29 protein-coding genes and 1 pseudogene are annotated in these 24,044 nt (G+C 33.8%); 29 read left to right on the forward strand and 1 reads right to left on the reverse strand.

Translation table 11 applies throughout. The features are described 5' to 3' along the window. The 8 genes from buk (ACTB1H_RS04430) to ACTB1H_RS04465 all read left to right on the forward strand — a co-directional run. Nucleotides 1-751 (forward strand): butyrate kinase (gene buk, locus ACTB1H_RS04430; RefSeq protein ID WP_463261629.1); only part of this gene is annotated, 751 nt, incomplete at its 5' end. Further along, nucleotides 745-1,644, forward strand: a complete 900-nt coding sequence (gene ptb, locus ACTB1H_RS04435) for a phosphate butyryltransferase (RefSeq protein WP_463261630.1) — start codon at nt 745-747, stop codon at nt 1,642-1,644. The genes buk (ACTB1H_RS04430) and ptb, both read left to right, overlap by 7 nt. Before the next feature lie 9 nt (nt 1,645-1,653). Continuing rightward, on the forward strand, nt 1,654-2,730 hold the full coding sequence (gene buk / locus ACTB1H_RS04440; RefSeq protein ID WP_463261631.1) for a butyrate kinase: 1,077 nt from the start codon (nt 1,654-1,656) through the stop codon (nt 2,728-2,730). 8 nt (nt 2,731-2,738) lie between these two features. Continuing rightward, nucleotides 2,739-3,413: an ATP-binding protein gene (locus ACTB1H_RS04445; RefSeq protein ID WP_463261632.1), complete on the forward strand. Its 675-nt coding sequence runs from the start codon at nt 2,739-2,741 to the stop codon at nt 3,411-3,413. Then, the gene (locus tag ACTB1H_RS04450) at nt 3,401-3,658 is read left to right on the forward strand and encodes a 4Fe-4S dicluster domain-containing protein (RefSeq protein WP_463261633.1); all 258 of its coding nucleotides are present in this window, start codon (nt 3,401-3,403) and stop codon (nt 3,656-3,658) included. Before ACTB1H_RS04445 ends, ACTB1H_RS04450 begins: the two co-directional genes overlap by 13 nt. A gap of 12 nt (nt 3,659-3,670) precedes the next feature. Further along, nucleotides 3,671-4,732 carry a 3-methyl-2-oxobutanoate dehydrogenase subunit VorB gene (locus ACTB1H_RS04455; RefSeq protein ID WP_463261634.1) on the forward strand — a complete coding sequence of 354 codons (1,062 nt, stop codon included), beginning with the start codon at nt 3,671-3,673 and terminating at the stop codon, nt 4,730-4,732. Next, nucleotides 4,732-5,478, forward strand: a complete 747-nt coding sequence (locus ACTB1H_RS04460; RefSeq protein ID WP_463261635.1) for a thiamine pyrophosphate-dependent enzyme — start codon at nt 4,732-4,734, stop codon at nt 5,476-5,478. Before ACTB1H_RS04455 ends, ACTB1H_RS04460 begins: the two co-directional genes overlap by 1 nt. Before the next feature lie 2 nt (nt 5,479-5,480). After that, nucleotides 5,481-6,038, forward strand: a complete 558-nt coding sequence (locus tag ACTB1H_RS04465) for a 2-oxoacid:acceptor oxidoreductase family protein (RefSeq protein ID WP_463261636.1) — start codon at nt 5,481-5,483, stop codon at nt 6,036-6,038. Nucleotides 6,039-6,098: 60 nt separating this feature from the next. Here ACTB1H_RS04465 and fabZ read toward each other — a convergent pair whose 3' ends face one another. After that, nucleotides 6,099-6,527 (reverse strand): 3-hydroxyacyl-ACP dehydratase FabZ, encoded by a 429-nt coding sequence (gene fabZ, locus ACTB1H_RS04470; protein ID WP_463261637.1) that lies wholly within the window; start codon nt 6,525-6,527, stop codon nt 6,099-6,101. Between the two features lie 150 nt (nt 6,528-6,677). Here fabZ and ACTB1H_RS04475 point away from each other — a divergent pair, with 150 nt between their 5' ends. From ACTB1H_RS04475 to ACTB1H_RS04575, 21 genes and pseudogenes are all read left to right on the forward strand, one after another. Next, nucleotides 6,678-7,676, forward strand: coding sequence for a beta-ketoacyl-ACP synthase III (locus ACTB1H_RS04475; RefSeq protein WP_463261638.1), 999 nt, complete (start codon nt 6,678-6,680; stop codon nt 7,674-7,676). 1 nt (nt 7,677) lies between these two features. Further along, complete coding sequence (gene fabK, locus ACTB1H_RS04480) at nt 7,678-8,628, forward strand: enoyl-[acyl-carrier-protein] reductase FabK (protein WP_463261639.1); 951 nt, start codon at nt 7,678-7,680, stop codon at nt 8,626-8,628. 1 nt (nt 8,629) lies between these two features. Next, complete coding sequence (fabD, locus tag ACTB1H_RS04485; protein ID WP_463261640.1) at nt 8,630-9,583, forward strand: ACP S-malonyltransferase; 954 nt, start codon at nt 8,630-8,632, stop codon at nt 9,581-9,583. 3 nt (nt 9,584-9,586) lie between these two features. Continuing rightward, nucleotides 9,587-10,324 (forward strand): 3-oxoacyl-[acyl-carrier-protein] reductase, encoded by a 738-nt coding sequence (gene fabG, locus ACTB1H_RS04490; protein ID WP_463261641.1) that lies wholly within the window; start codon nt 9,587-9,589, stop codon nt 10,322-10,324. Between the two features lie 20 nt (nt 10,325-10,344). Then, a complete protein-coding gene (acpP, locus tag ACTB1H_RS04495; protein WP_463261642.1) occupies nt 10,345-10,575 on the forward strand; it encodes an acyl carrier protein in 231 nt (76 codons plus the stop codon). A 1-nt stretch (nt 10,576) separates the two neighbouring features. After that, nucleotides 10,577-11,818 carry a beta-ketoacyl-ACP synthase II gene (gene fabF / locus ACTB1H_RS04500; RefSeq protein ID WP_463261643.1) on the forward strand — a complete coding sequence of 414 codons (1,242 nt, stop codon included), beginning with the start codon at nt 10,577-10,579 and terminating at the stop codon, nt 11,816-11,818. Between the two features lie 104 nt (nt 11,819-11,922). Continuing rightward, a complete protein-coding gene (locus ACTB1H_RS04505; RefSeq protein ID WP_463261644.1) occupies nt 11,923-12,561 on the forward strand; it encodes a hypothetical protein in 639 nt (212 codons plus the stop codon). A 185-nt stretch (nt 12,562-12,746) separates the two neighbouring features. Further along, nucleotides 12,747-13,103, forward strand: a complete 357-nt coding sequence (locus ACTB1H_RS04510; RefSeq protein WP_463261645.1) for a four helix bundle protein — start codon at nt 12,747-12,749, stop codon at nt 13,101-13,103. 73 nt (nt 13,104-13,176) lie between these two features. Further along, nucleotides 13,177-13,314 (forward strand): annotated as a pseudogene (locus tag ACTB1H_RS04515) (four helix bundle protein); the annotation flags it as partial. A 67-nt stretch (nt 13,315-13,381) separates the two neighbouring features. Further along, on the forward strand, nt 13,382-13,579 hold the full coding sequence (locus ACTB1H_RS04520) for a four helix bundle protein (protein WP_463261657.1): 198 nt from the start codon (nt 13,382-13,384) through the stop codon (nt 13,577-13,579). 175 nt (nt 13,580-13,754) lie between these two features. Next, nucleotides 13,755-14,900 (forward strand): DegT/DnrJ/EryC1/StrS family aminotransferase, encoded by a 1,146-nt coding sequence (locus ACTB1H_RS04525; RefSeq protein ID WP_463261646.1) that lies wholly within the window; start codon nt 13,755-13,757, stop codon nt 14,898-14,900. Between the two features lies 1 nt (nt 14,901). Next, nucleotides 14,902-15,657 carry a sugar transferase gene (locus ACTB1H_RS04530; protein ID WP_463261647.1) on the forward strand — a complete coding sequence of 252 codons (756 nt, stop codon included), beginning with the start codon at nt 14,902-14,904 and terminating at the stop codon, nt 15,655-15,657. Further along, a complete protein-coding gene (locus ACTB1H_RS04535) occupies nt 15,654-16,910 on the forward strand; it encodes a glycosyltransferase family 4 protein (protein WP_463261648.1) in 1,257 nt (418 codons plus the stop codon). The genes ACTB1H_RS04530 and ACTB1H_RS04535 overlap by 4 nt, the downstream gene beginning before the upstream one ends. Next, nucleotides 16,911-18,134 (forward strand): DegT/DnrJ/EryC1/StrS family aminotransferase, encoded by a 1,224-nt coding sequence (locus tag ACTB1H_RS04540; protein WP_463261649.1) that lies wholly within the window; start codon nt 16,911-16,913, stop codon nt 18,132-18,134. It begins immediately after the preceding gene. Continuing rightward, a complete protein-coding gene (locus ACTB1H_RS04545) occupies nt 18,127-18,714 on the forward strand; it encodes an acyltransferase (RefSeq protein WP_463261650.1) in 588 nt (195 codons plus the stop codon). Before ACTB1H_RS04540 ends, ACTB1H_RS04545 begins: the two co-directional genes overlap by 8 nt. After that, nucleotides 18,707-20,038: a nucleotide sugar dehydrogenase gene (locus ACTB1H_RS04550; RefSeq protein WP_463261651.1), complete on the forward strand. Its 1,332-nt coding sequence runs from the start codon at nt 18,707-18,709 to the stop codon at nt 20,036-20,038. Before ACTB1H_RS04545 ends, ACTB1H_RS04550 begins: the two co-directional genes overlap by 8 nt. 11 nt (nt 20,039-20,049) lie before the next feature. Beyond that, on the forward strand, nt 20,050-20,589 hold the full coding sequence (locus ACTB1H_RS04555; protein WP_463261652.1) for a UDP-N-acetyl glucosamine 2-epimerase: 540 nt from the start codon (nt 20,050-20,052) through the stop codon (nt 20,587-20,589). Between the two features lie 109 nt (nt 20,590-20,698). Next, nucleotides 20,699-21,103: a UDP-N-acetylglucosamine 2-epimerase gene (locus ACTB1H_RS04560; RefSeq protein WP_463261653.1), complete on the forward strand. Its 405-nt coding sequence runs from the start codon at nt 20,699-20,701 to the stop codon at nt 21,101-21,103. 18 nt (nt 21,104-21,121) lie between these two features. After that, a complete protein-coding gene (locus ACTB1H_RS04565) occupies nt 21,122-22,144 on the forward strand; it encodes a Gfo/Idh/MocA family protein (RefSeq protein ID WP_463261654.1) in 1,023 nt (340 codons plus the stop codon). After that, nucleotides 22,144-23,256 carry a glycosyltransferase gene (locus ACTB1H_RS04570; RefSeq protein WP_463261655.1) on the forward strand — a complete coding sequence of 371 codons (1,113 nt, stop codon included), beginning with the start codon at nt 22,144-22,146 and terminating at the stop codon, nt 23,254-23,256. The genes ACTB1H_RS04565 and ACTB1H_RS04570 overlap by 1 nt, the downstream gene beginning before the upstream one ends. A 180-nt stretch (nt 23,257-23,436) precedes the next feature. Beyond that, nucleotides 23,437-23,961, forward strand: coding sequence for a hypothetical protein (locus ACTB1H_RS04575; RefSeq protein WP_463261656.1), 525 nt, complete (start codon nt 23,437-23,439; stop codon nt 23,959-23,961). The last annotated feature ends 83 nt before the right edge of the window (nt 23,962-24,044 follow it).

Genomic DNA, 24,044 nt, shown 5'->3' on the forward strand with positions numbered 1-24,044 from the left:
CCGATCTAAGCATTTAGCTGATAAAGTTAATATCAATGCATATATTGTTGATCCTGTAGCGGTGGATGAATTCGAAGATGTCGCTAGGATTTCTGGATTAAAAGAAATCCCTCGAAGATCTCTAGTGCATGCGTTAAACATAAAAGCAGTTTGTCATAGATTTGCTGAAGAAAATGGAAAAAACATAGATGAGCTCAACTTAGTTGTAGCTCATTTAGGCGGCGGGATATCGATTTCACCAATTAAAAACGGGAAAATCGTCGATGCAAACAATGCAAATCAAATGGGACCATTTTCACCTGAGAGATCAGGGTCTTTGCCAGTTGGAGACCTAGTTGAACTATGCTTTTCAGGGAAATATTCTCAAACAGAGCTAAAAAAGATGACGCAAGGAAAAGGTGGTCTTGTATCATACTTGGGTACTTTTGATGGGCGAGAAGTACTTAAGAGAATAGAAGAAGGAGATAGTTATGCTAAATTGATTTATGATGCTATGTGCTATCAAATTGGCAAGGAAATAGCATCAATGGCTACAGTCCTAAAGGGAAATGCCGAAGCGATCATTATAACTGGAGGATTAGCTTATTCGGATTATCTAGTGGAAAAAGTCAAAGAGATGGTAGAATTTATTGCACCCATATATATTTATCCTGGGGAAGATGAGATGAAAGCATTAAATGAAGGAACTTTAAGAGTGTTAAACAATGAAGAAAAAGCAAAAATTTATGAAGAAGAGGTGGAAAAATGGTAGAAACATTTGAAAGCTTATTTAAAAAAGCTAAAGAAAATGGCCCTAAAAAGATAGCAGTGGCAGTAGCTCAAGATGAAGATGTGTTAGGCGCAGTAAAATTAGCACATGAAAACAAGATAGCAGAACCCATTTTAGTAGGCGACGAAGAAAAAATAAGAGAAATTGCAAAAAAAGTTGATTTTGATTTAACTGATATCGAAATCATAGATGAAAAGGACGGTTCATTAGCAGCTAGAAAAGCTACTGAATTGGTAAGCTCAGGGAAGGCATGTGTGCTTATGAAAGGTCTCATAGACACATCTATCATCATGAAACAGGTTCTAGACCATGAAATAGGGTTAAGGACAGGAAATGTGATAAGCCACATCGCACTATTTGAAGTTCCAACATATCATAAGATGTTCATAGTAACAGATGCAGCAATGTTAATAGCACCTGATTTAAATCAGAAAAAAGGAATTATAGAAAATGCCGTGAGCATAGCGCATAAACTTGGCATAGATACACCAAAAGTTGCAGTACTAGCAGCAAAAGAAAAAGTATCTGAAAAAATGGAAGCTACAGTTCATGCAAAATTCTTAAAAGAGATGAATGAAAGAGGAGAAATAAAGGGCTGCATAGTAGATGGTCCATTTGCCTTAGATAATGCAGTCAGCAAAGAATCAGCTCGTATAAAAGGGATAAAGAGTGAAGTGGCTGGAGATGCAGATATCCTCCTAGTACCAGATATCGAAGCTGGAAATGTATTATACAAAGCACTCACATTTTTAGCAAACGCAAAATCAGCAGGCTTAATTGTGGGGGCAAAAAATCCAATAGTATTGACTTCAAGGGCAGATAGTGAAGAAGCTAAATTAAATTCCATAGTACTAGCTACACTAATGGCAAATTAGGAGGAAAATATGGGAAACTATAAAATATTAACTATAAATCCAGGTTCAACGTCAACTAAAATAGCAGTATTTATAGATGAAAACCAAATTTTCGAAGAAACGCTAAGACACGATGTAGATGTCATAGGGAAATTCAAATCGATAGTTGATCAATATGAGTTTAGAAAAGAAATCATAATAAATGCACTAGAGAAAAACAACATAAAAATCCAAGAGCTAGATGCAGTAGTTGGCAGAGGAGGACTTTTAAAACCTATCGAAAGTGGAACATACGAAGTAAATGAAGCGATGCTTAACGATCTAAAACAAGCTAAATATGGAGAACACGCATCTAATTTAGGCGCTCTTATTTCATATGAAATAGCTAAATCGATAGGCAAAAAAGCATATATCGTTGACCCTGTAGTAGTTGATGAATTAGATGATGTAGCACGTATATCAGGGCTTAATCTAATTGAAAGAAGAAGTGTATTGCATGCTTTAAATCAAAAAGCTGTTGCCCGAAGATTTGCAAATGAGACACATAAAAAATATGAAGATCTAAATTTAATAGTGACTCACTTAGGCGGTGGAGTATCCGTTGGAGCACACAGAAAGGGAAGAATAGTAGAAGTCGCAAATGCACTCGATGGAGATGGACCATTTTCTCCAGAAAGAACTGGGGGACTTCCTGTAGGGGATTTAATCAGCCTTTGTTTCTCAGGCAAATACACCAAAGAAGAGATAAAGAAAATGCTGGTAGGAAAAGGCGGTCTAGTATCATACCTTGGCACCAATGATGCGAGAGAAGTTGTAAAGATGATACAAAATGGCGATAAATATGCAGAACTTATATTCTATGCAATGGCATATCAAATCAGCAAAGAGATAGGAGCATGTGCAGCAGTTTTAAAAGGAGAAGTAGATCAAATAATACTCACAGGCGGTATCGCTCATAATGAAATCTTTACTAATTGGATAAAGGAGATGGTAGGCTTTATAGCTCCAATTACGATTTACCCTGGTGAAGATGAACTAAAAGCACTAGCGCTAGGCGGACTTAGAGTGCTAAAAGATGAAGAAAAAGCAAAAGAATACATTGGTTAGGTGGATAAATGTTAAACGATAAAAGAATAAGGATCATAACTGGTCACTACGGAAGTGGCAAGACAGAATTCAGCATAAATTATGCTATAAAACTAAGCGAATCAAATAAAAAAGTTGCTCTTTGTGATCTAGACGTAGTAAATCTTTATTTTAGGAGCAGAGAAAAAGAAGATATTCTAAAAGAGAAAGGCATTAGAGTAATCGGAAGCTCTATGAGAGGAAATGCAGTAGATATACCAGCTATATCTAGTGAAGTGCTTGCTCCCATAGAAGATAAATCCTATGATGCAGTATTTGATGTAGGGGGAGATCCTGCAGGAGCTAGGACACTCGGCAGATATAAACCTTTCTTAAAAGAAGGAGACTATGACATGTTCATAGTGTTAAATGCAAACAGACCTGAAACCATGACAAAAGAGAAAGTTTTAGAATATATTATAAAGATTGAAGATACATCTAGACTTAAAGCAACAGGACTTGTAAACAACACTCACATGTTAAAGCAAACTCAAATAGATGATATATTAAAAGGATACGAATTAGCAGAAGAGGTATCTTTGGCTACAGGCCTTGATATAAAGTACAATGTTTGTTTAGAAACACTTATAGAAAAATTACCAACAAACTTAAAAGGAGAGATTTTTCCCATAAAATTATATATGAGGGAAGAATGGATGATCTAAAAGGGGGATATAAGAAAATGGCGAAAGCAAGAGGCAAAGTCACATTTGATGAAGACATGTGCAAAGGCTGCGGACTTTGTGTAACCGTTTGTCCAGTGAACATAATACAACTTGATACTGGCAAACTCAACAAAAAAGGCTATTACCCAGCCAGTGTTAAAGAAGAAGAAATGGAAAAATGCATCTCTTGTGCAAATTGTGCAATGATTTGTCCAGATGTAGTTATCACAGTAGAAAGATTATAAGGAGGGTCACATATGTCTAAAGTTCTCATGAAAGGGAATGAAGCTGTTGGAGCGGCTGCAATTGCTGCAGGGTGCAGATATTTCTTTGGATACCCTATCACGCCACAAAGCGAAGTTCCTGAGTACTTATCTAGAGAATTACCTAAAGTAGGTGGAGTATTTGTTCAGGCAGAATCTGAAGTAGCAGCTATAAACATGGTATATGGAGCAGCTGGAGCAGGAGGTAGGGTATTGACTTCATCATCAAGCCCTGGGATTGCACTTAAACAAGAAGGTATATCTTACCTTGCAGGAGCTGAATTGCCTTGTGTAATAGTAGATATGATGAGAGGTGGACCTGGTCTTGGGAGCATACAGCCATCACAAACAGATTATTTTTTAGCAACCAGAGGTGGTGGAAATGGTGACTATAGACTTTTAGTACTAGCACCTTCAGATGTCCAAGAACTAGTAGATCTAATAATGCTAGGTTTTGACCTTGCTGATGAATATAGGAGTCCCGTCATGGTATTAGGGGATGGAATGATTGGGCAAATGATGGAGCCAGTTGAATTTAAAGAAGATTTAAAAAGAGAAGCTCCAGAAAAACCATGGGCAACCACAGGAACAAAGGGTCAAAGAAAACCCAACATCATAAATTCTCTTTATCTAGAAGCAGAACTGCTTGAAGAACACAACATTCATCTTCAAGAAAAATATGCTAAGATGAGAGAAAAAGAAGTCAGAGTAGAAACATATAATATAGAAAATGCAGACCTTGTGTTTGCGGCATATGGAACAACAGCTCGTATAGTAAAAACTGCCATATCAAAATTAGAAGAAGAAGGGTATAAAGTAGGGCTTATTAGACCAATTACTCTATTCCCATATCCATATGATACATTTAAAAACATAAATCCTAACTGCAAAGGTGTTTTAACAGTAGAAATGAATGCTGGACAGATGATAGATGATGTAAAGATAGCAGTAGAAGGCAAAATTCCAACATACTTTTATGGAAGAACTGGTGGTATGGTGCCAGGACCTGCTGAAATTGCCGACAAAGCAAGAGAGATATTAGGAGGTGTCAGATAATGGCAGTTATATTTCAAAAAACCAGAGGTTTAACAGATGTTCCAACCCACTACTGCCCAGGCTGTACACATGGAATAATACACAGACTTGTAGCAGAATGTCTTGAAGAATTAGGAGTATTGGACGATGCAATAGGAGTAGCTCCAGTAGGGTGTTCAGTAATGGCATACAAATACTTTAACTGCGACATGCACGAAGCAGCACATGGAAGAGCACCAGCAGTAGCCACAGGCATAAAAAGAGTAAGACCAGATAATTTCGTTTTCACATATCAAGGCGATGGAGACTTAGCTTCCATTGGTACAGCAGAAATAGTACATGCAGCACATAGAGGAGAAAAAATATCAACCATATTTGTAAACAATGCTATATATGGGATGACTGGTGGACAAATGGCACCAACCACATTAGTTGGACAAAAGACTACCACATCTCCTTATGGAAGAGACAAAGAAACCCAAGGAAGCCCAATCAGAATGTCAGAACTTTTAGCAACAATAGAAGGAGCAGTATTTGTAGAAAGAGTAGCAGTTGACACTCCAGCTAACATAAGAAAAGCTAAAAAAGCAATAAAAGAGTGTTTCCAAGTACAAATTGACAAAAAAGGATTCGGAATAGTAGAAGTGCTTTCAACTTGTCCAACAAACTGGGGATTAACACCACCAGAAGCATTAAAATGGCTTCAAAAAAATCTGATGCCATATTATCCTTTAGGGAATTTTAGAAGACCAGAGGAGGTAAAATAGTTATGGATGAGAGAATAATAATCGCTGGCTTTGGTGGGCAAGGAGTAATGGCTATAGGGCAAATGCTTACTTATGCAGGAATGATTGAAGGTAGAAAAGTATCGTGGCTGCCATCATATGGACCTGAAATGAGAGGAGGCACTGCAAACTGCAATGTCATAATCTCAGATAAACCTGTTGGATCACCACTAGTAGAAGAAGCAACATCAGTAATCGTATTAAACAAACCATCACTAGATAAATTTGAAGGCAATGTAGTAAAAGGAGGAAACCTCTTTATAAATACATCTCTAATAGACAGAAAATCAACAAGAGATGACATAAATGTTTATTATATTCCAGCAAATGACATAGCTACCGAATTAGGAAATCCTAAAGTAACAAATATGGTCATGTTAGGAGCATACCTTGAAGTGACTAAAGTTGTATCTATAGATTCCATTTATGAAGCTTTTGGAAAGGTATTTGGAGAAACCAAGATGCACCTTCTTCCAATTAACAAAGAAGCAATTGAAAGAGGAGCAAAACTAGCAAGAGAACAAATTAAAGTAGAAGCTTAAAAAATAAAGTATAGACAGCCTAATTGAATTTAAGGCTTTCTATACTTTATTTATCATAAGTTAACCTATTGCAAACATAAACTCTCCACTCGCAGCTTTCTTACCTCTTACATAAGCAACCCCTTCGCCAACGCCTATATTACCTCTAACCCTAGTTATATTAACTTCAATCTCTAAAGTATCACCAGGTAAGACCTTTTCTTTAAACCTAAAGTTATTTACTCCAGCAAAATAAGCAGTCTTTCCCTTGTACTCATCTTTAGAAAGGATGATCACAGCACCTACTTGAGCCATGGTTTCAATCAATATAACTCCAGGCATCACAGGATTATTTGGAAAGTGTCCTTGAAAATAACTTTCGTTAATAGTCACATTTTTATATCCTTTTCCACTTAAACCCTCATCATCAACTTCAACTCTATCGACAAATAAAAAAGGAAACCTATGAGGTAGGATATTCATTATTTCGTTTATGTCAAAACTAGTCATATACACATTCCTCCAATACAAATTAGTTGTTGATTAATATAAAAAATTATAGTATACTTATCGTAAAATTTGCCATTAAACTAATATTATGATAATATATATTAGATTTAAATGCAAATTTATTAGATATTAATATTAGGAGGTGTGCATTTGCAAAATAGACATGTAGGCATATCGGGAATAGGAAGTTTTATTCCTGAAAAAGTATTGACAAACGAAGACCTTTCAAAGATAGTTGATACAAACAATGAATGGATAATAACAAGGACAGGCATAGAAGAAAGGCACATAGCAGATGAGTTTACAGCTACATCTGATTTAGCTACAAAAGCAGCCATAAAAGCAATGGAAGATGCCAATGTAGATCCAAAGGAAATTGACTTAATCATATTAGCAACAGCAACTCCAGATCATTTCTTTCCAGCAACTGCAGCTATAGTTCAAAAAAATATTGGAGCAGTAAATGCTGCAGCATTTGACATGAGTGTTGGCTGTTCAGGTTTTGTTTACGCAATGGTAACAGGCGCAAACTTTATAGCAACAGGTATTTACAACAAAGTGCTAATCATAGGTGCAGAAACATTAAGTAAAATAGTCAACTGGAATGACAGAAATACTTGTGTATTGTTTGGAGATGGGGCAGGAGCATGCATATTGGAACCATGTGACGAAAGTTTTGGAATATTAGCTTCAGAGCTTGGGTCAGATGGTGCCAATGGCGAGTGCTTGATAATGCCAGCTGGGGGCTCTAGAAAACCAGCTACAATTCAAACAGTAGAAGAAAATCTTCACACCATAAAAATGGATGGAAAAGAAGTATTTAAATTTGCTGTTAGAGTAATGGACAAATCAACCACAAACGTATTGGAGAAAGCGGGTTTATCAAAAGAAGACATTGACTTTTTTATCCCTCATCAAGCAAACATAAGGATAATTGATGCAGGGCTTAAAAAACTTGAATTAAGCAAAGACAAAACTATCATAAACTTAAACAAGTATGGAAACATCTCATCAGCTTCTATACCAGTAGCACTAGATGAGTTATCCAAATCAAAGAGATTAAAAAAAGGAGACAACTTACTCTTGGTAGCTTTTGGAGCAGGATTAAGCTGGGCTTCTGTTGTTATGCGTTGGGCAAAGGAGGATTAACATGATAAACACTAGAGTGACAGAGCTACTTGGCATCAAATACCCTATAATTCAAGGGGGTATGGCATGGGTAGCAACACACGAGTTGGCAGCAGCAGTCTCTGAAGCTGGAGGCTTAGGAATAATAGCAGCAGGAAATGCACCAAAAGAAGTGGTAAGAGACGAGATTAGAGCAGTAAAAAAACTTACAAATAAGCCATTTGGCGTAAATATAATGCTACTTTCACCATTTGTAGATGAAGTAGTAGAAACAGTACTTGAAGAAGGAGTTCCTGTAGTTACAACAGGTGCAGGAAATCCTGGGAAATACCTTGAAAGATTTAAAGAAAAAAATATAAAAGTAATACCAGTAGTACCAAGTGTTGCACTTGCTAAGAGAATGGAAAAAGAAGGAGTAGACGCAGTTATAGTAGAAGGAACAGAAGCAGGTGGACATATAGGCGAATTGACCACATTTGCCTTAGTGCCCCAAGTAGTTGATGCAGTGAGCATACCAGTAATAGCAGCAGGTGGGATTGCTGATGCAAGAGGATTTGTAGCAGCATTTGCATTAGGAGCAGAAGGTGTACAAATAGGTACTAGATTTGTACTTTCTACTGAAGCAAAAGTACACGAAAACTATAAAAATATGCTCTTAAAAGCTAAAGACAGAGATGCAATAGTAACTGGAAGAACTACAGGCCATCCTGTAAGAGTAATAAAAAATAAATTCACAAGGGAATTTTTAGAGCTAGAAAAACAAAATACACCACTTGAAGAACTGGACAAATTTGGAGCAGGAAAACTAAGACTTGCAGTAGTAGAAGGCGATGTAGAACAAGGTTCTGTCATGGCTGGACAGATTGCAGGACTCATAAATGACATAAAACCATGTAAAGAAATAATAGAAGGCATATGCAGTGAAGCTGAAACAGTAATACAAAACCTTTCTAAAATGATAGGAGGGAGATAATATGGGTAAGATAGCATTTATATTCCCTGGACAAGGATCACAATATGTAGGCATGGGAAAAGACTTCTATGACGAAATTAAAGAATCAAAATTGGTCTTTGAAGAAGCAGACGATGCATTGAACATGAAATTAAGCTCATTGATATTCGAAGGCACAGAAGAAGACTTGATGAAAACTGAAATAACTCAACCAGCAGTACTCACAGCAAGCATAGCAATGCTAAAAGCTTTGGAAAAAGAAGGAATAGACTGTGACTACACAGCGGGTTTAAGCCTAGGAGAATACAGCTCTTTAGTGACAAGCAAAGCAATGAGCTTTTCTGATACATTGAGAGTAGTTAGAGAAAGAGGAAAGTTCATGCAAGAAGCTGTTCCACAAGGAGTAGGCGGCATGGCTGCACTCTTGGGATTAGATAGAATTTATCTGCCTGAAGTATTAGAAGCAGGAAAAGACTATGGAATAGTAGAAGTCGCAAACTACAACTCTCCTGAACAAATAGTAATATCAGGAGAACTCAAAGGAATAAAGATTTCATGCAAAAAAGCTATAGAACTCGGAGCAAAAAAAGCAGTAGAGTTGCCAGTAAGTGCTCCATTCCACACTTCACTATTAACACCAGCAGGTGAAAAATTGAGAAGAGAGCTGGAAAAAGTTAAGATAAATGATTTGCAAAAGACCGTCATATCAAATGTAGACGGAAAACCAGTAGAAACTAAAGATGAGATAGTGCAAAAGCTAGTTGATCAAGTATCACACTCAGTATTGTGGCAACAATCAATTGAAAACATGATAAACGATGGAGTAGATACTTTTATAGAAATAGGACCAGGCAAATCTTTATCGGGCTTTGTAAAGAGAATTGGAAAAAGCATGAACAAAGAAGTAACCATATTGAATATAAACAATATAGAAACATTTAGACAAACAATAGAAAAACTCACAAAGGGGGCATAAATTTTGGATAAAAAAGTAGCCCTCATAACAGGAGGAAGCAAGGGAATAGGTAAAAGCATTGCACTCAAACTCGCAGAAGATGGATATGACATTGCATTCACTTATTCAAGCGATGATGATGCAGCTTCTAAAACATTAGAAGAAATAAAAAAATATACACCCAATGTCCTAATGATAAAAAAAGACATGAGTATAGAAGAAGATGTAAAAGAAGCCATAAAAGAGATAGAAGAAAAATTAGGCACAGTAGATATTTTAATTAATAATGCAGGAATCACCAGAGATGGACTCTTGATGAAGATGAAGACAGAAGACTTTGATAAAGTCATCGAAGTGAACTTAAGAAGTGTATTTTTGACAACTAGAGAAATCATAAGACCTATGATGAAAAAGAGATACGGGAAAATAATAAATGTTTCATCAGTAGTTGGCATCATGGGAAATGCAGGCCAAGCAAACTATGCAGCATCAAAAGCTGGTGTAATAGGCTTTACAAAGTCTATTGCAAAAGAATTCGCATCAAGAGGCATTCGCGCAAATGCAATAGCACCTGGATTTGTAGAAACTGACATGACTAAAGTCTTAAAAGACGAAGTAAAAGAGGAAATGCTTAAAAACATACCATTAGGTTACTTTGCAAAACCTGAAGATGTAGCAAATCTTGTGAGCTTCTTAGCAAGCGAAAAATCAGACTATATCACAGGCCAAGTAATACAAATAGATGGTGGAATGAATATATAATATTTTAGGAGGAATGTAAAATGGTATTTGAAAAAGTAAAACATATCATAGCAGATCAATTAGGTGTAGAGGAAGATGAAATAACCATGCAAACATCTATGATGGGCGATCTACAAGCTGACTCACTAGATGCAGTTGAAATCATGATGGCTTTAGAAGATGAATTTGAAATCGAGATCCCCGATGAAGATGCTGAAAGCTTCAAAAATATTGGCGATATAGTAAAATATATCGAGGGGAAAATTGCTTAATATGTCAGATAGAAGAGTAGTCATCACAGGACTAGGAGCTGTCAGCCCTGTGGGGATTGGCAAAGACAGTTTCTGGGAGTCTTTGACAAGTGGAAAGTCGGGGATAGACTATATATCTAAATTTGACACAACAGATTTTGATGTAAAAATAGGAGCAGAAGTAAAGGATTTTGATCCAACTCTTTATATGGACAAAAAAGAAGCAAAGAGAATGGATCTATTTACCCAATACGCAGTAGCAGGCACTCACTTAGCACTCGAAGATGCTAAAGTGACGCCACAAGAACTTGATCCCAACAGAGTTGGTGTGATTATAGGCTCTGGAATTGGCGGGATATCAACATTTGAGACAGAAAAAGAAAAACTCATGACAAAAGGACCAAGTAGAGTAAGTCCATTTTTCATACCAATGATGATATCGAATATGGCAGCAGGACAGATCGCAATAAGCTTTAACTTAAAAGGACCTTCAATGACTATAACTACAGCTTGTGCATCTGGAACACATGCCATAGGAGAAGCATTTAGGATGATAAAGCTAGGAGTAATTGACGCTGCTGTAACAGGAGGCACAGAAGCAGCCATCTCGCCTATGGCTGTAGCAGGATTTAGTTCAATGAAAGCTTTGTCAACGAGAAATGATGAACCTCAAAAAGCGAGCAGACCTTTTGACAAAGACAGAGATGGATTTGTCATTGGGGAAGGAGCAGGGATATTGTTCATTGAAGAGCTAGAGCACGCATTAAAGAGAAATGCAAATATATATGCTGAGATAGTCGGATATGGAGCAACTACAGATGCATTTCACATCACACAGCCAGATCCAAACGCAGATGGAGCAAGGACAGCAATGCAACTTGCACTTTTAGAAGCAGAAGCACCATTTGATGAAGTAGATTATATAAACGCACATGGGACTAGCACCTACTACAACGATAAATTGGAAACATTGGCGATAAAAGATCTGTTTAAAGAACATGCAAAAAATATAAATATAAGCTCAACAAAATCAATGACAGGACATCTCCTTGGAGCAGCAGGTGGAATAGAAGCCATAGCGACAGCATTGGCAATAAAAGAAAGTACAATTCCACCAACTATAAACTATGAAACAAAAGACGAAGAATGTGACTTAAACTATACACCAAATGTAAAAGTAAATAGAGATATAAGATATGCACTCTCAAACTCATTGGGGTTTGGAGGGCACAACGCAAGCATACTCTTAAAGAAATTTAACTAGCCCTGGAAATTTCCAGGGTTTTTTGTTTAGTATGTATTGTATGTTACCAAATATAGTGCTATAATTTAATCGTTCAATAAACGAATAAAGAAATGGTGAAATCTATGCAAATAAATAACAATAACCCTTTTTTCACACCCACACTTAAATATAAAGAGATGATGCTTTTAGAGTACATAGAAAAACACCCAGACACTACCCAAAAAGAGTTGGGGAGAATAATCGGCTCAGCAGCATCTATGATAAATCTCTATTTAGATGAAGGGGAAGCAAAAGGATATTTAAAAAGGGAGTATTTAAGTTCCAAAACTATAAAATATCACATAACAACAAAAGGGAAAAAGAGAAAAAACTATTTAAATATATCATATATGCAAGAACTCATAAATTATTATATGCTTGCAAAAAAAGAACTAGAAGACTTTCTACTTAACGCAACGAGTAAAGGTTATCATAAAATAATACTTTACGGAGCAGGAGAAGTATGTGAAATAATACTAACCACACTTAAAAATTCAACTAAATTAAACATCACTATACCTGCGATAATAGACGATGACTTAGAAAAAAGAGGAAAGACAATAGAAAATATCCCCATTATTTCAAAAGTAGACCTGGATAAATATCCCCATGATGCAATTTTCATATCTAGTTACACATATGAAGAACAAATAGCAAAAGAGCTAAAAAATATAGGATATGAAGAAGATAGGATAATTAAGTTTTTTGATGGGAGAAAGTGAGGAAGTGGAAAGGTGGAAAGTTGGAAAAGTGGAAAGCAGAAAGGCTTAAAGTTGGACAGTAGACAGGAAAAGCCTTTGAACTTCCTGACCAACTTACCAACCAACCAACTTTCCAACCTACCAATCTACCAACTTACCAACTTTCCAACTGAAATCTTACCAACTAACCAACCCGGAGGTTTGCTATGTACCAAGATACTGCTAAATTAATAGTATGGCAAAAAGCACATGAATTAGTCTTGAAAATATATGAAATTACAAAAGATTTCCCTAAGGATGAACTGTTTGGCTTAACATCTCAAATGCGAAGAGCATCAACATCTATACCTTGCAATATAGTTGAAGGAAAAGCAAGAGGATCAAGTAAAGATTTTAAGCGTTTTTTATTGATCGCAAGAGGATCGTTGGAAGAGTTGAAATATCAGATTTTACTATCTAAAGATTTGAATTACATAGATGAAGAGAAAAGTAATGAATTACAAAATATAGCTAAAGAAGTAGGAAGACTTTTAAATGGGCTGATGGTATCACTAGACGAATAAATTTTCCAACATCCAATTCCACTTTTATCTTTAAATTTTCTACTTTTAGCTTTCAACTTTCAACTCTACTGAGGAAATTAAATACCAGATGCTACTGGCAAAAGATCTGAAGTACATAGATGAAAATACATATAATGAAATTTATGAAAACATGGATGAGGTTGGTAGATTACTGGGCGGATTGATAAATAAGTTGGCTAGCACACAGTAGACAGTTGAATAGGAAAAGTTTTTAAATTTTACGACCAACAGATTACTGACCACTGACCAACTGGTTACTGAGCAACTTTCCACTTTCAGCATTCTACTTTCAGCTTTCCACTTTCAACTCTACTGAGGAAATTAAATACCAGATGCTACTTGCAAAAGATCTGGATTATATAGATGAAAATACATATAGAAAAATTTATGAAAACATGGATGAAGTTGGTAGATTACTAGGTGGATTGATAAATAAGTTGGCCAGTACACAGTAGACAGTCGAACAGGAAAAGTTTTTAAATTTTACGACCAACAGATTACTGACCACTGACTAACTGGAAACTGACTACTGACCAACTTTCAACTTTCAGCTTTAAACTTTCAACTTTCAGCTTTCTACTTTCCACTTTCTACTTTATAAATAAACCTTAATGAAAGGAAAAATCTACAATGAATACAACTGATATGAATACAGATAATGTTAAGAAGAAGAAAATCTTCCTCTCCAGCCCTCACATGAGCGAAGAAGGATATGAAAAACAATACATAGAAGAAGCATTTGAAACAAATTGGGTAGCACCACTAGGACCAAATGTAGATAGTTTTGAAACTGAATTTGCAAATAAAATAGGTTCTAGTTATGCTGCGGCACTATCATCTGGCACATCAGCAATTCATATGGCATTAAAAGCTGCAGGAGTTAAACCAAATGACAAAGTTTTTTGTCAAAGCTTAACTTTTTCTGCAACTGCAAATCCGATCATCTATGAAAATTCTGTGCCAATATTTATTGATAGCGATTATAAAACTTGGAATATGGACCCAAATGCATTAGAATATGCAATAAAAAAATATCCTGATACAAAATATGCAATAGTCGTACATCTGTATGGATTATCAGCAGATTTAGACCCTATCATAGAATTATGTGAAAAATATGGGATAACATTAATAGAAGATGCAGCAGAATCCCTTGGGACAACTTACAAAGGAAAACAAACTGGAACATTTGGCAAATTTGGAGCCTTTAGCTTCAATGGAAACAAGATAATCACCACATCAGGTGGAGGGATGCTTGTATCCGAAGATAAAGAACGAATAGAAAAGGTGCGATTTTGGTCAACCCAAAGTAGAGAAAAAGAAAGGCACTATGAACACAAAGAATTAGGATATAATTACAGAATGAGCAATATTGTAGCAGGCATAGGTAGAGGTCAACTAAAAATTTTAGATGAAAGAGTAGCAAAAAAAAGATATATTTTTGAGTTTTATAAAGAAAACCTAGCAAATCTTGATGGAATAAATTTCATGCCAATAAATGATTGGAATAACCCAAACTGTTGGCTAAGTTGTATAACATTAACTGGCAAGATAAAACCTTTAGATATTATGACAGCATTAGAAAAAGAGAATATAGAATCAAGGCCTATTTGGAAACCAATGCATATGCAACCTTTTTTTGAAAAGTATGATTATGTAGGTGGGAATATAAGCAAAATTTTATTTGAAACTGGAGTTTGCTTGCCAAGTGATACTAAGATGACTGATGAAGACTTAGAAAGAGTATGTGGGATTATAAAGGAGCTGTGGAGTTAATATGCAAACTGAAACCAAAAAGGATGCTTTCCCTTCCAACTGTCCAGCAGATCAACTGACCATCTCAAATGGCATATACAAAAGATTTTTTAAAAGACCTTTAGATTTTTTACTTTCTCTCATTGCATTGATTATTTTAAGTCCAATACTATTATTAATAGCTATATTTGTAAGAGTAAAGCTTGGTTCTCCTGTCATATTCAAACAACAAAGGCCAGGTTTAAACGAAAAGATATTTACAATTTACAAATTTAGAACTATGACAGATGAAAAAGACGAAAATGGGGAGCTTTTACCTGATTCAGATAGATTAACCCCTTTTGGGAAATTTTTAAGATCTACATCAATAGATGAATTACCAGAACTAGTGAACATTTTGAAAGGTGATATGAGCATAGTCGGTCCAAGACCACTTTTAGTAAAAGATATGAAATTTATGACAAGTATGGAGAGAAATAGGCATTTGATTAGGCCTGGTCTCACAGGGCTTGCACAGATAAAAGGAAGGAATAATTTGGTTTGGGAAGATAGATTTAAATATGATCTAGAGTATTTAAAAAATATAAAATTCAAAGATGATATTAAAATTATTTTTATAACTTTTATAAATGTATTACAACGTAAAGATATAAATACAATTGATCTGGATACATCAGAAGATCTAGGAGATTATTTATTAAGAACAGGCAAAATTTCATTGTTAGAATATAACATAAAGATAAAAGACCATTCTAGCTTATTTAAGGAGATTATATGAAAACAGTATATATAATTAATCAGTATAACATGCCACCTGAATACGGTCATTTAAATAGACACTATTATTTAGCTAAATATTTAAAAAAAGACAAATATGAACCTATAGTATTTGTTGGAAGCTATTTACACAACAATGACATTCAAATTATATCTGATAACTCATTGTATAAAGAGTATGAAAAGTGTGATTTCAAGTATTATTTTGTTAAGACTTATAACTATGCACAAAGCAAAGTATTGAGAGTAATGACTATGTTTCAGTTTTATAGAAATGTAATCAAACTAAGTAAAGTTATTAAAAAACCAGATATAGTTATAGCATCTTCGCCCCATCCTATAAGTGCTTTAGCAGCTTTTAAAATTGCAAAAAAGAATCATGTAGAGTGTATAGTTGAAGTTCGTGATTTATGGCCAGCAAGCTTTAGTGCATATGGAATACTAAGCGAAAAAAGTCCAATAATGAAATTACTTTATCTAGGTGAAAAATGGATTTATAAGAAAGCAGATAAAATAATTTTTACTATGGAGGGAGGAAAAGATTACATTATAGATAAAGGTTGGAATAAAGAGAGTGGTGGACCTATTGATTTAAGTAAAGTATATCATATAAACAACGGTGTAGACTTAGAACTTTTCAAATACAATAAAGACAATTATAAACTTAAGGATATGGATTTGGAAAATGATTCTATATTTAAAGTCATTTACACTGGGTCTATTAGAAAAGCAAATGATATTCAAAGATTAGTTGACACAGCAAAAATAATTCAGGATAAAGGTTATAAGAATATAATGTTTCTTATATATGGAGAAGGTGATGAAAAAGAAGCATTAATTGAATACTGCAAAGCTAACAACATCACTAATGTTAAGTTTAAAGGTAAAGTAGATAAAAAGTACATACCTTATGTTTTATCTAAATCTGATTTAAATATTATGCATTTTAAACCAGATAAATTAGCCAAATATGGCGCAAGCCTTAACAAGTTATTTGATTATTTTGCTAGTGGAAAACCAATACTTTCGGACAAAGAGTTTGGTTATGATTTGATTAAAAAATACAACTGTGGTGAAGTATTAGATAGCTCGGACGAGATTAAGTTGGCTGAAAAAATTATTGAATTTTTTAATATGCCTAAGGAACAATATGAAATATATTCAAGAAATGCCATGAAGGCAGCACAAGATTATGATTTCAAGAATCTAACGAAGAAATTAGAAAAAATTATAGATGATAAAGGTGGTCATTAAATGAAAATTCCATTGATAGATTTGGAAAGACAATATGAAAACATATCAGAAGAAACAAATCATACTGTATTAGAAGTATTAAAATCCGCAAAGTATATAATGGGTGATAATGTTAAAAAATTCGAAGAAGAATTTTCGAAATACTTAGGAGTAAAGCATAGCATATCTGTTGGAAATGGGACCGATGCTTTAGTTATAGCACTTAAAGCTTTAGGTATAGGGCAAGGCGATGAAGTAATAACTACTCCTTTCACATTTTTTGCTACTGCGGAAAGCATTGCTTCAGTTGGAGCTGTGCCAGTATTTGTTGATGTGAAAAAAGATACATTTAATATTGATCCCAATAAAATTGAAGAGAAAATAACAAGCAAAACAAGAGCAATTATGCCAGTTCACATATTTGGTCAACCTTGTGATATGGATTTAATTAATGAGATAGCCAATGAACATAATTTATATGTAATTGAAGATGCTTGCCAAGCGGTAGGAGCAGAATATAATGGAGAAAAAGTAGGAAAATTATCAGATATTGCATGTTTTTCTTTCTTTCCTACGAAAAACTTAGGCTGTGCGGGAGACGGAGGAATGATAGTTACTAACAATGACAATTTAGCAACTATATGTCGAGCATTAAGAGCTCATGGAAGTGGTGAAAATGGCAAAAATGCTTTGATGATAATTCATAATGAAGAAATAAAAGAAGTTAATGAAGAAATAAAAGAAGTTAATGAAGAAATAAATATGGATAATACGGTTTATAATCCTAGTAAATATTATAATTATATAATAGGGCATAATTCAAGACTTGATGAAATTCAGGCTAGTATCTTACGAATTAAACTTCAAAAGCTTGATGAATGGAATGAAAGAAGGATTATTTTAGCCAATAGATACTCAAATGAACTGAGGGAAAGTTCTGTTAAAGTACCTTATGTAAATCCTAATTTTAAACATGTTTACCATATGTACATTGTGCAATCAGAAAAAAGAGGTGAAATGATAAATTATTTAAACAGCAATGGTATAGCGACTGGGACATATTATCCAGTGCCATTGCACTTGCAGGAAGCATTCAAATATTTGAAATATACTAAAGGAGATCTCCCCAACTCAGAATACTTATCAGAAAGGACCTTTGCTATACCAATATTTCCTGAGATTACAGAAAATGAACATAACTACATAATAGAAACTATTAAAAGGTTTGGTGAATTTAATGAATAAAGACTTCTTCATTCATGAATCTTCTTATGTTGATGAACCAGTTAAAATAGGAAAAGGAACTAAAATTTGGCATTTTTCACATATAATGGAAAACTCTGAAATCGGCGACAATTGTAATATTGGACAGAATGTTGTCATATCTCCAAATGTCAAATTAGGAAATAATGTTAAAGTTCAAAATAATGTCTCCATTTATACTGGTGTAATTTGTGAAGATGATGTTTTTTTAGGGCCTTCATGTGTATTTACTAATGTAATCAACCCTAGAAGCTTTATTAACAGAAAAGATGAATATAAGACAACTCTAATAAAAAGAGGAGCATCTATAGGGGCAAATGCAACGGTTGTTTGTGGTACAACTATAGGGTCATATTCGCTTATAGGAGCTGGTGCTGTAGTAACAAAAGATGTTCCGGATTATGGTTTGGTAGTGGGAAATCCAGCTAGGGTAATCGGATATGTCTGTAGATGTGGAAATAGGATAGAATTAAAAAACAACTCAGGCATCTGTACTAAATGCGGCGAAGAATATATTTTTAATGATGGTAAATTATCGCAAAGGGGAATAAAGAATGAGTGAAATAGAGACAATGAAATCCAACTTGATAAACAAAATTAATGATAGAACTGCAATTGTAGCTGTTATTGGATTAGGTTATGTTGGCTTACCACTAGCAGTTGAAAAAGCCAAAGCAGGATTTAAAACAATTGGATTTGATGTACAAAAGTCAAAAGTTGATATGGTCAATAGTGGTAAGAATTATATAGGAGATATTTTAGATGATGAATTATCAGAACTAGTTAAAACAGGAATGCTATCAGCAACTGATGATATTTCGTTTGTTAGAGATGCGGACTTTATTACTATATGTGTTCCGACACCACTAGACAAATATCAACAACCAGATATTAGTTATGTTAGATCTTCAGCTGAGAGTATTTCAAAATATATTAAAAAAGGATGTGCTGTAGTTTTAGAAAGTACTACATATCCTGGGACCACAGAAGAGTTGCTATTGCCTATACTAGAAGGAGGATCAAAGCTAAAATGTGGTGAAGATTTTTTTCTAGCATATTCTCCTGAACGGGTTGATCCAGGCAATAAAATATACAAAACAAAGAACACACCAAAAGTAGTAGGTGGTGTTGGAAAAGAATCAACAGAAGTAGCTGCAGCAATGTATAGAGCAATTCTAGAGGGAGAAGTACATGAGGTATCATCACCTAAAATTGCAGAATTAGAAAAGATACTTGAAAACACTTATAGAAATATAAATATTGCTCTTGCTAATGAGATGACAATTATTTGTGAAAAGATAGGGATAAGTGTCTGGGAAGTCATCGAGGCTGCAAGCACAAAGCCATACGGTTTTCAAGCATTTTACCCAGGACCAGGAGTAGGCGGACATTGCATACCTTTAGATCCATATTATCTCGCTTGGAAAGCAAGAGAATTTGACTATCATGCAAAATTAATAGAAACATCTGGGATAATAAATGACAATATGCCATATTATGTAGTAGAAAGGGCATCCAAAATATTAAATAGATTTAAGAAAGCTATAAATGGCTCTAGAATATTGGTATTAGGTGTTGCATATAAGCAAGATATAGATGATTATAGAGAAAGTCCCGCTTTAAAAGTAATTAGAAATTTTGAAGAAGAGGGAGCAATAGTTGATTATTTTGATCCATATGTTAAGGAATATAAATTTGAAAATTGTACTAAAAAGAGCTTAGCCGACTTAACAGCAGAATTGGTTAAACAAGCAGATCTTGTTGTTATTACGACTGCCCATACTGCTGTAGATTATGATTTTATTCAAGAGAATGCAAGATATATATTTGACACTAAAAATGCTTTGAAAAATGTAAAGAATAGAAATAATATAGAATTACTATAGGATGTGAATAAATGAAAGTATTATCAATAATTGGAGCTAGACCACAATTTATTAAAGAAGCTATTGTACAAAAAGAAATATCAAAGTATAAAAGTGTCAAAGAAATTTTAGTGCACACAGGGCAACATTATGATGAAAATATGTCTGGTATATTTTTTGAGACTTTAGAGATTAAAAAACCAGATTATAATTTAGGAATAAGCTCTAATAGGCATGGGGCAATGACTGGAAGGATGCTTGAACAATTAGAAACAATAATGATTAAAGAAAAACCAGATTTAGTTTTATTATATGGAGATACAAATTCAACACTAGCTGGAGCTTTATCAGCATCAAAATTAAATATTCCTATAGCACATGTCGAAGCTGGATTAAGGCAAGAACCAAAGAAAATGTTAGAGAAGTTTAATAGAGTTTCAATGGCTAGAATATCAACTTTTTTATTTGCACCAAGTGAATTAGCAATACAGAATCTAACGAAAGAAGGCTTAGAGATGGGCTTATATTTTGTTGGAGATGTAATGTTCGACCTATTTTTACAAATGAGATAAATTTAGTTATTCAACAATTGAAAGATATGATTTAAACCCAGATGATTTCGTAGTCATGACTTTTCATTGAGATTTCAATGTTGACAATCCTATTTAATTGCGTCGAATTTTGGAAAGCATAAATGAAATATCAAAAACAGATAAAGTGGTATTTCCAATTCATCCTAGGACACAAAAAAGAATTGATGAGTATAAACTTAAGTATTTGTTGGATAAAATTCAAGTAATCGAGCCAATTAATTATCTTGAATTAATGGGATTAACTCAATTCTGCAAATATGTAATAACAGATAGCGGTGGTTATCAAAAGGAAGCATATTTTTCAAAAAAGAGAGCATTTGTTATTATGCCAGATACTGGATGGAGAGAATTAACAGATTCAAAAATGAACATATTGTGTGACGATACTAACTTATATGATAATATTATCAATTCAAAAGATATTCAAATCATCGATAATATATATGGATATGGAGACGCAGCTAAAAAAATATGTAGAATACTATTTGAATAATAATAATGGAGGATACAAATGGATAAAATTAATTTTGCTATAATAGGATGTGGAAGAATATCTCATAAACACGCGGAAGCATTGGCTAACAATTTTGACAAAGCTAACTTAATAGCTGTATGTGATGTTATAGAAGATAAAGCAATAAATTTAAAAAATGAATATATTGATTTAACAAATAACCAATATAATACAAGAACATATGTTGATTACAATGAAATGTTTTATTGCGAAGATATAGATGCTGTAGCAGTTTGTACTGAAAGTGGATACCATGCGAAGCATGTAATAGACTCATTAAATAGTGGAAAACATGTTTTAGTTGAAAAACCTATGGCAATGTCAATAATAGATGCAAATGAGATGATAGAGCTTTCTCGAGAAAAAAACTTAAAGCTAGGAGTATGTCATCAAAACAGATTTAACCCACCAATTCAAAAATTAAGGAGAGCTATTGAAGAAGAACGATTTGGTAAAATCATCAATGCAACCGCAAGAATTCTGTGGACTAGAGATGATTCATATTACAAACAAGCACCATGGAGAGGAACAAAAGAACTAGATGGTGGGACATTGATGAACCAATGTATACATAACATTGATTTATTGCAGTGGATGGTTGGATCAGAAGTGGAAAGAGTTCACTGTGAAAGGGACACCTTTTTGAGGAACATTGAAATGGAAGATTTTGGAGCAATGTTAATTAGATTCAAAAATGGAACAATTGGATTAGTAGAAGGCAGCGCTTGTGTCTATCCTAAAAATCTAGAAGAAACATTGAGCATCTTTGGGGAAAAAGGGACAGTTGTGATAGGTGGATTAGCAGTTAATGAAATAAAAACTTGGGTATTTGAAGATGAAAGAGATTATGATAAAATAGACAACAGCACAGAAGTTGATAGTGTTTATGGGAAAGGGCATACGCCACTATATAAAGATTTTATAGATGCAATAATTAACGATAGAGAACCTTTAATAAATGGAGAAGAAGGTAAAAAAGCTTTAGAAATAATATTAAAAGCATATGGGTGGGAGAATTGATGAGAATACTTTTTTTATCTAATGGTGCAAGTACACATACTGTAAGATGGGTTAATAGTTTATCTAAAAGAGGACACGAGGTACATTTAGTATTTAAGCAAGATGATGCACCAAAACCTAATACAATAAATGATAAAGTAATACTTCATTCGCTTAAAAAGTCGGGAACTAAAGCTTATTTTTTAGCTGCCCATGAATTAAATTTACTTAGCAAACAAATAAATCCAGACATAGTTAATGCTCATTATGCTAGTGGATATGGAACTTTAGCAAGACTATCAAAATTAAGACCATTGATTTTAAATGTATGGGGAAGTGATGTTTATGATTTTCCATATCAAAGTAGACTTAAATTTAATTTGGTAAGGAAGAATTTGCTGTATGCTGATAAAATTGCTTCTACAAGTAAATGCATGGCAGAACAAGTTTTAAAATTGCTTAGTAACTATGAAAAAGAAATTGCAATCACTCCTTTTGGAGTTGATATAGATATTTTTAAACCAAAAACAAATACCAATATTGATAAGATTGTGATTGGAAATGTAAAAACTCTTGAAGATAAATATGGCATAGATGATCTTATATCAGCTATAAAAGTGCTTAGGGATAACTTGATTAAAAATGGGTTTGCTGATATTTGGGATAAAATTTTTGTTTATATATATGGAGATGGCTCTAAGAAAAATGAATTGATTGAATTATCTAAGGCTTTAGGAATTAAGGAAAAAGTATTTTTTAAAGGGAAAATTCCACATTCCGAGGTTTCCAATGCCCTTGATGAATTTGATATTTTTTGTGCTACAAGTAAACTCGACAGTGAAAGTTTTGGAGTATCTGTTGTAGAAGCTATGGCTAAAGCATTGCCTGTCGTTGTAACAGATGTAGATGGATTTAGTGAAGTTGCTGTTAATGGATATAATGGGATTATAGTAGAAAGAAAAAATGTGGCTGAGATAGCAGAAGCTCTTGAAAGTTTAGTTTTAGATAAAGACTTGAGAAAAATGTATGGAGCAAATGGAAGAAAAAGAGTTGAAGATCTTTATAATTGGGAAAATAATGTTGACTCGATGATTCAGATATATTCAAAATTAGTTATTAATAAAGGTGATTAAATGGAACAATTACTATTTTTCACATTATTATTATTTCACTTTTTAATAATTCGCTTTAATCAAAAGCGACTATCATCCCCTCTAGGTTTGTATGGATTGGTTTGGATTGGTTTGTTATTTATTTCTAGAATAGGTATAATCGACTATAATTCGTTAACTTCAAAGGCCATTTTTATTTACATGATAAATTATTTTTCGTTTTTAGTAGGATATTTTACTATATCATTTGCATCAAATAATAATTGCAGAATTGATTATAAAAATATGAACATTAATAATAACCATTACATATACAAAACAATTAAGATATTATTGATTATATCTCTATCTGCAGTTTTACTAAAATGGATTGTGATAATATCAGAGTTTGGTTCATTATCTTATATTCTGAAGAATGCTAACGCAGTTAGATATTTATTAATTGGAGAAACAAATGTACAATTACCTGGTTATTTTAGATTCATTTCTTATGCATCATCACTTGGTATGACGGCGGCTGTTTTTAGTGCTTTCTACATTTTTTTTATCTCAAGTAAAAAAATACTACCTTATTTAAGCATAGGAGTTCTACTGTTGAATGACTTAACTACATTTGGTAGGTTAGGAGTAATTTGGTCATTTATGTTTTTTGTTTCTTCATTCATACTTTCGATTTATTTAGGAAGAAGAAGATTAAGTAGTAAAAGTTTAAGGCGAATTGTATAATTAAATGAAACACAACTAAAAAAACAACGCTCATGAGAGCTTCTCTGTTATAATGTTATCAATGACAATAAACAGAAACGGAG

This window comes from Soehngenia sp. (assembly GCF_055108775.1).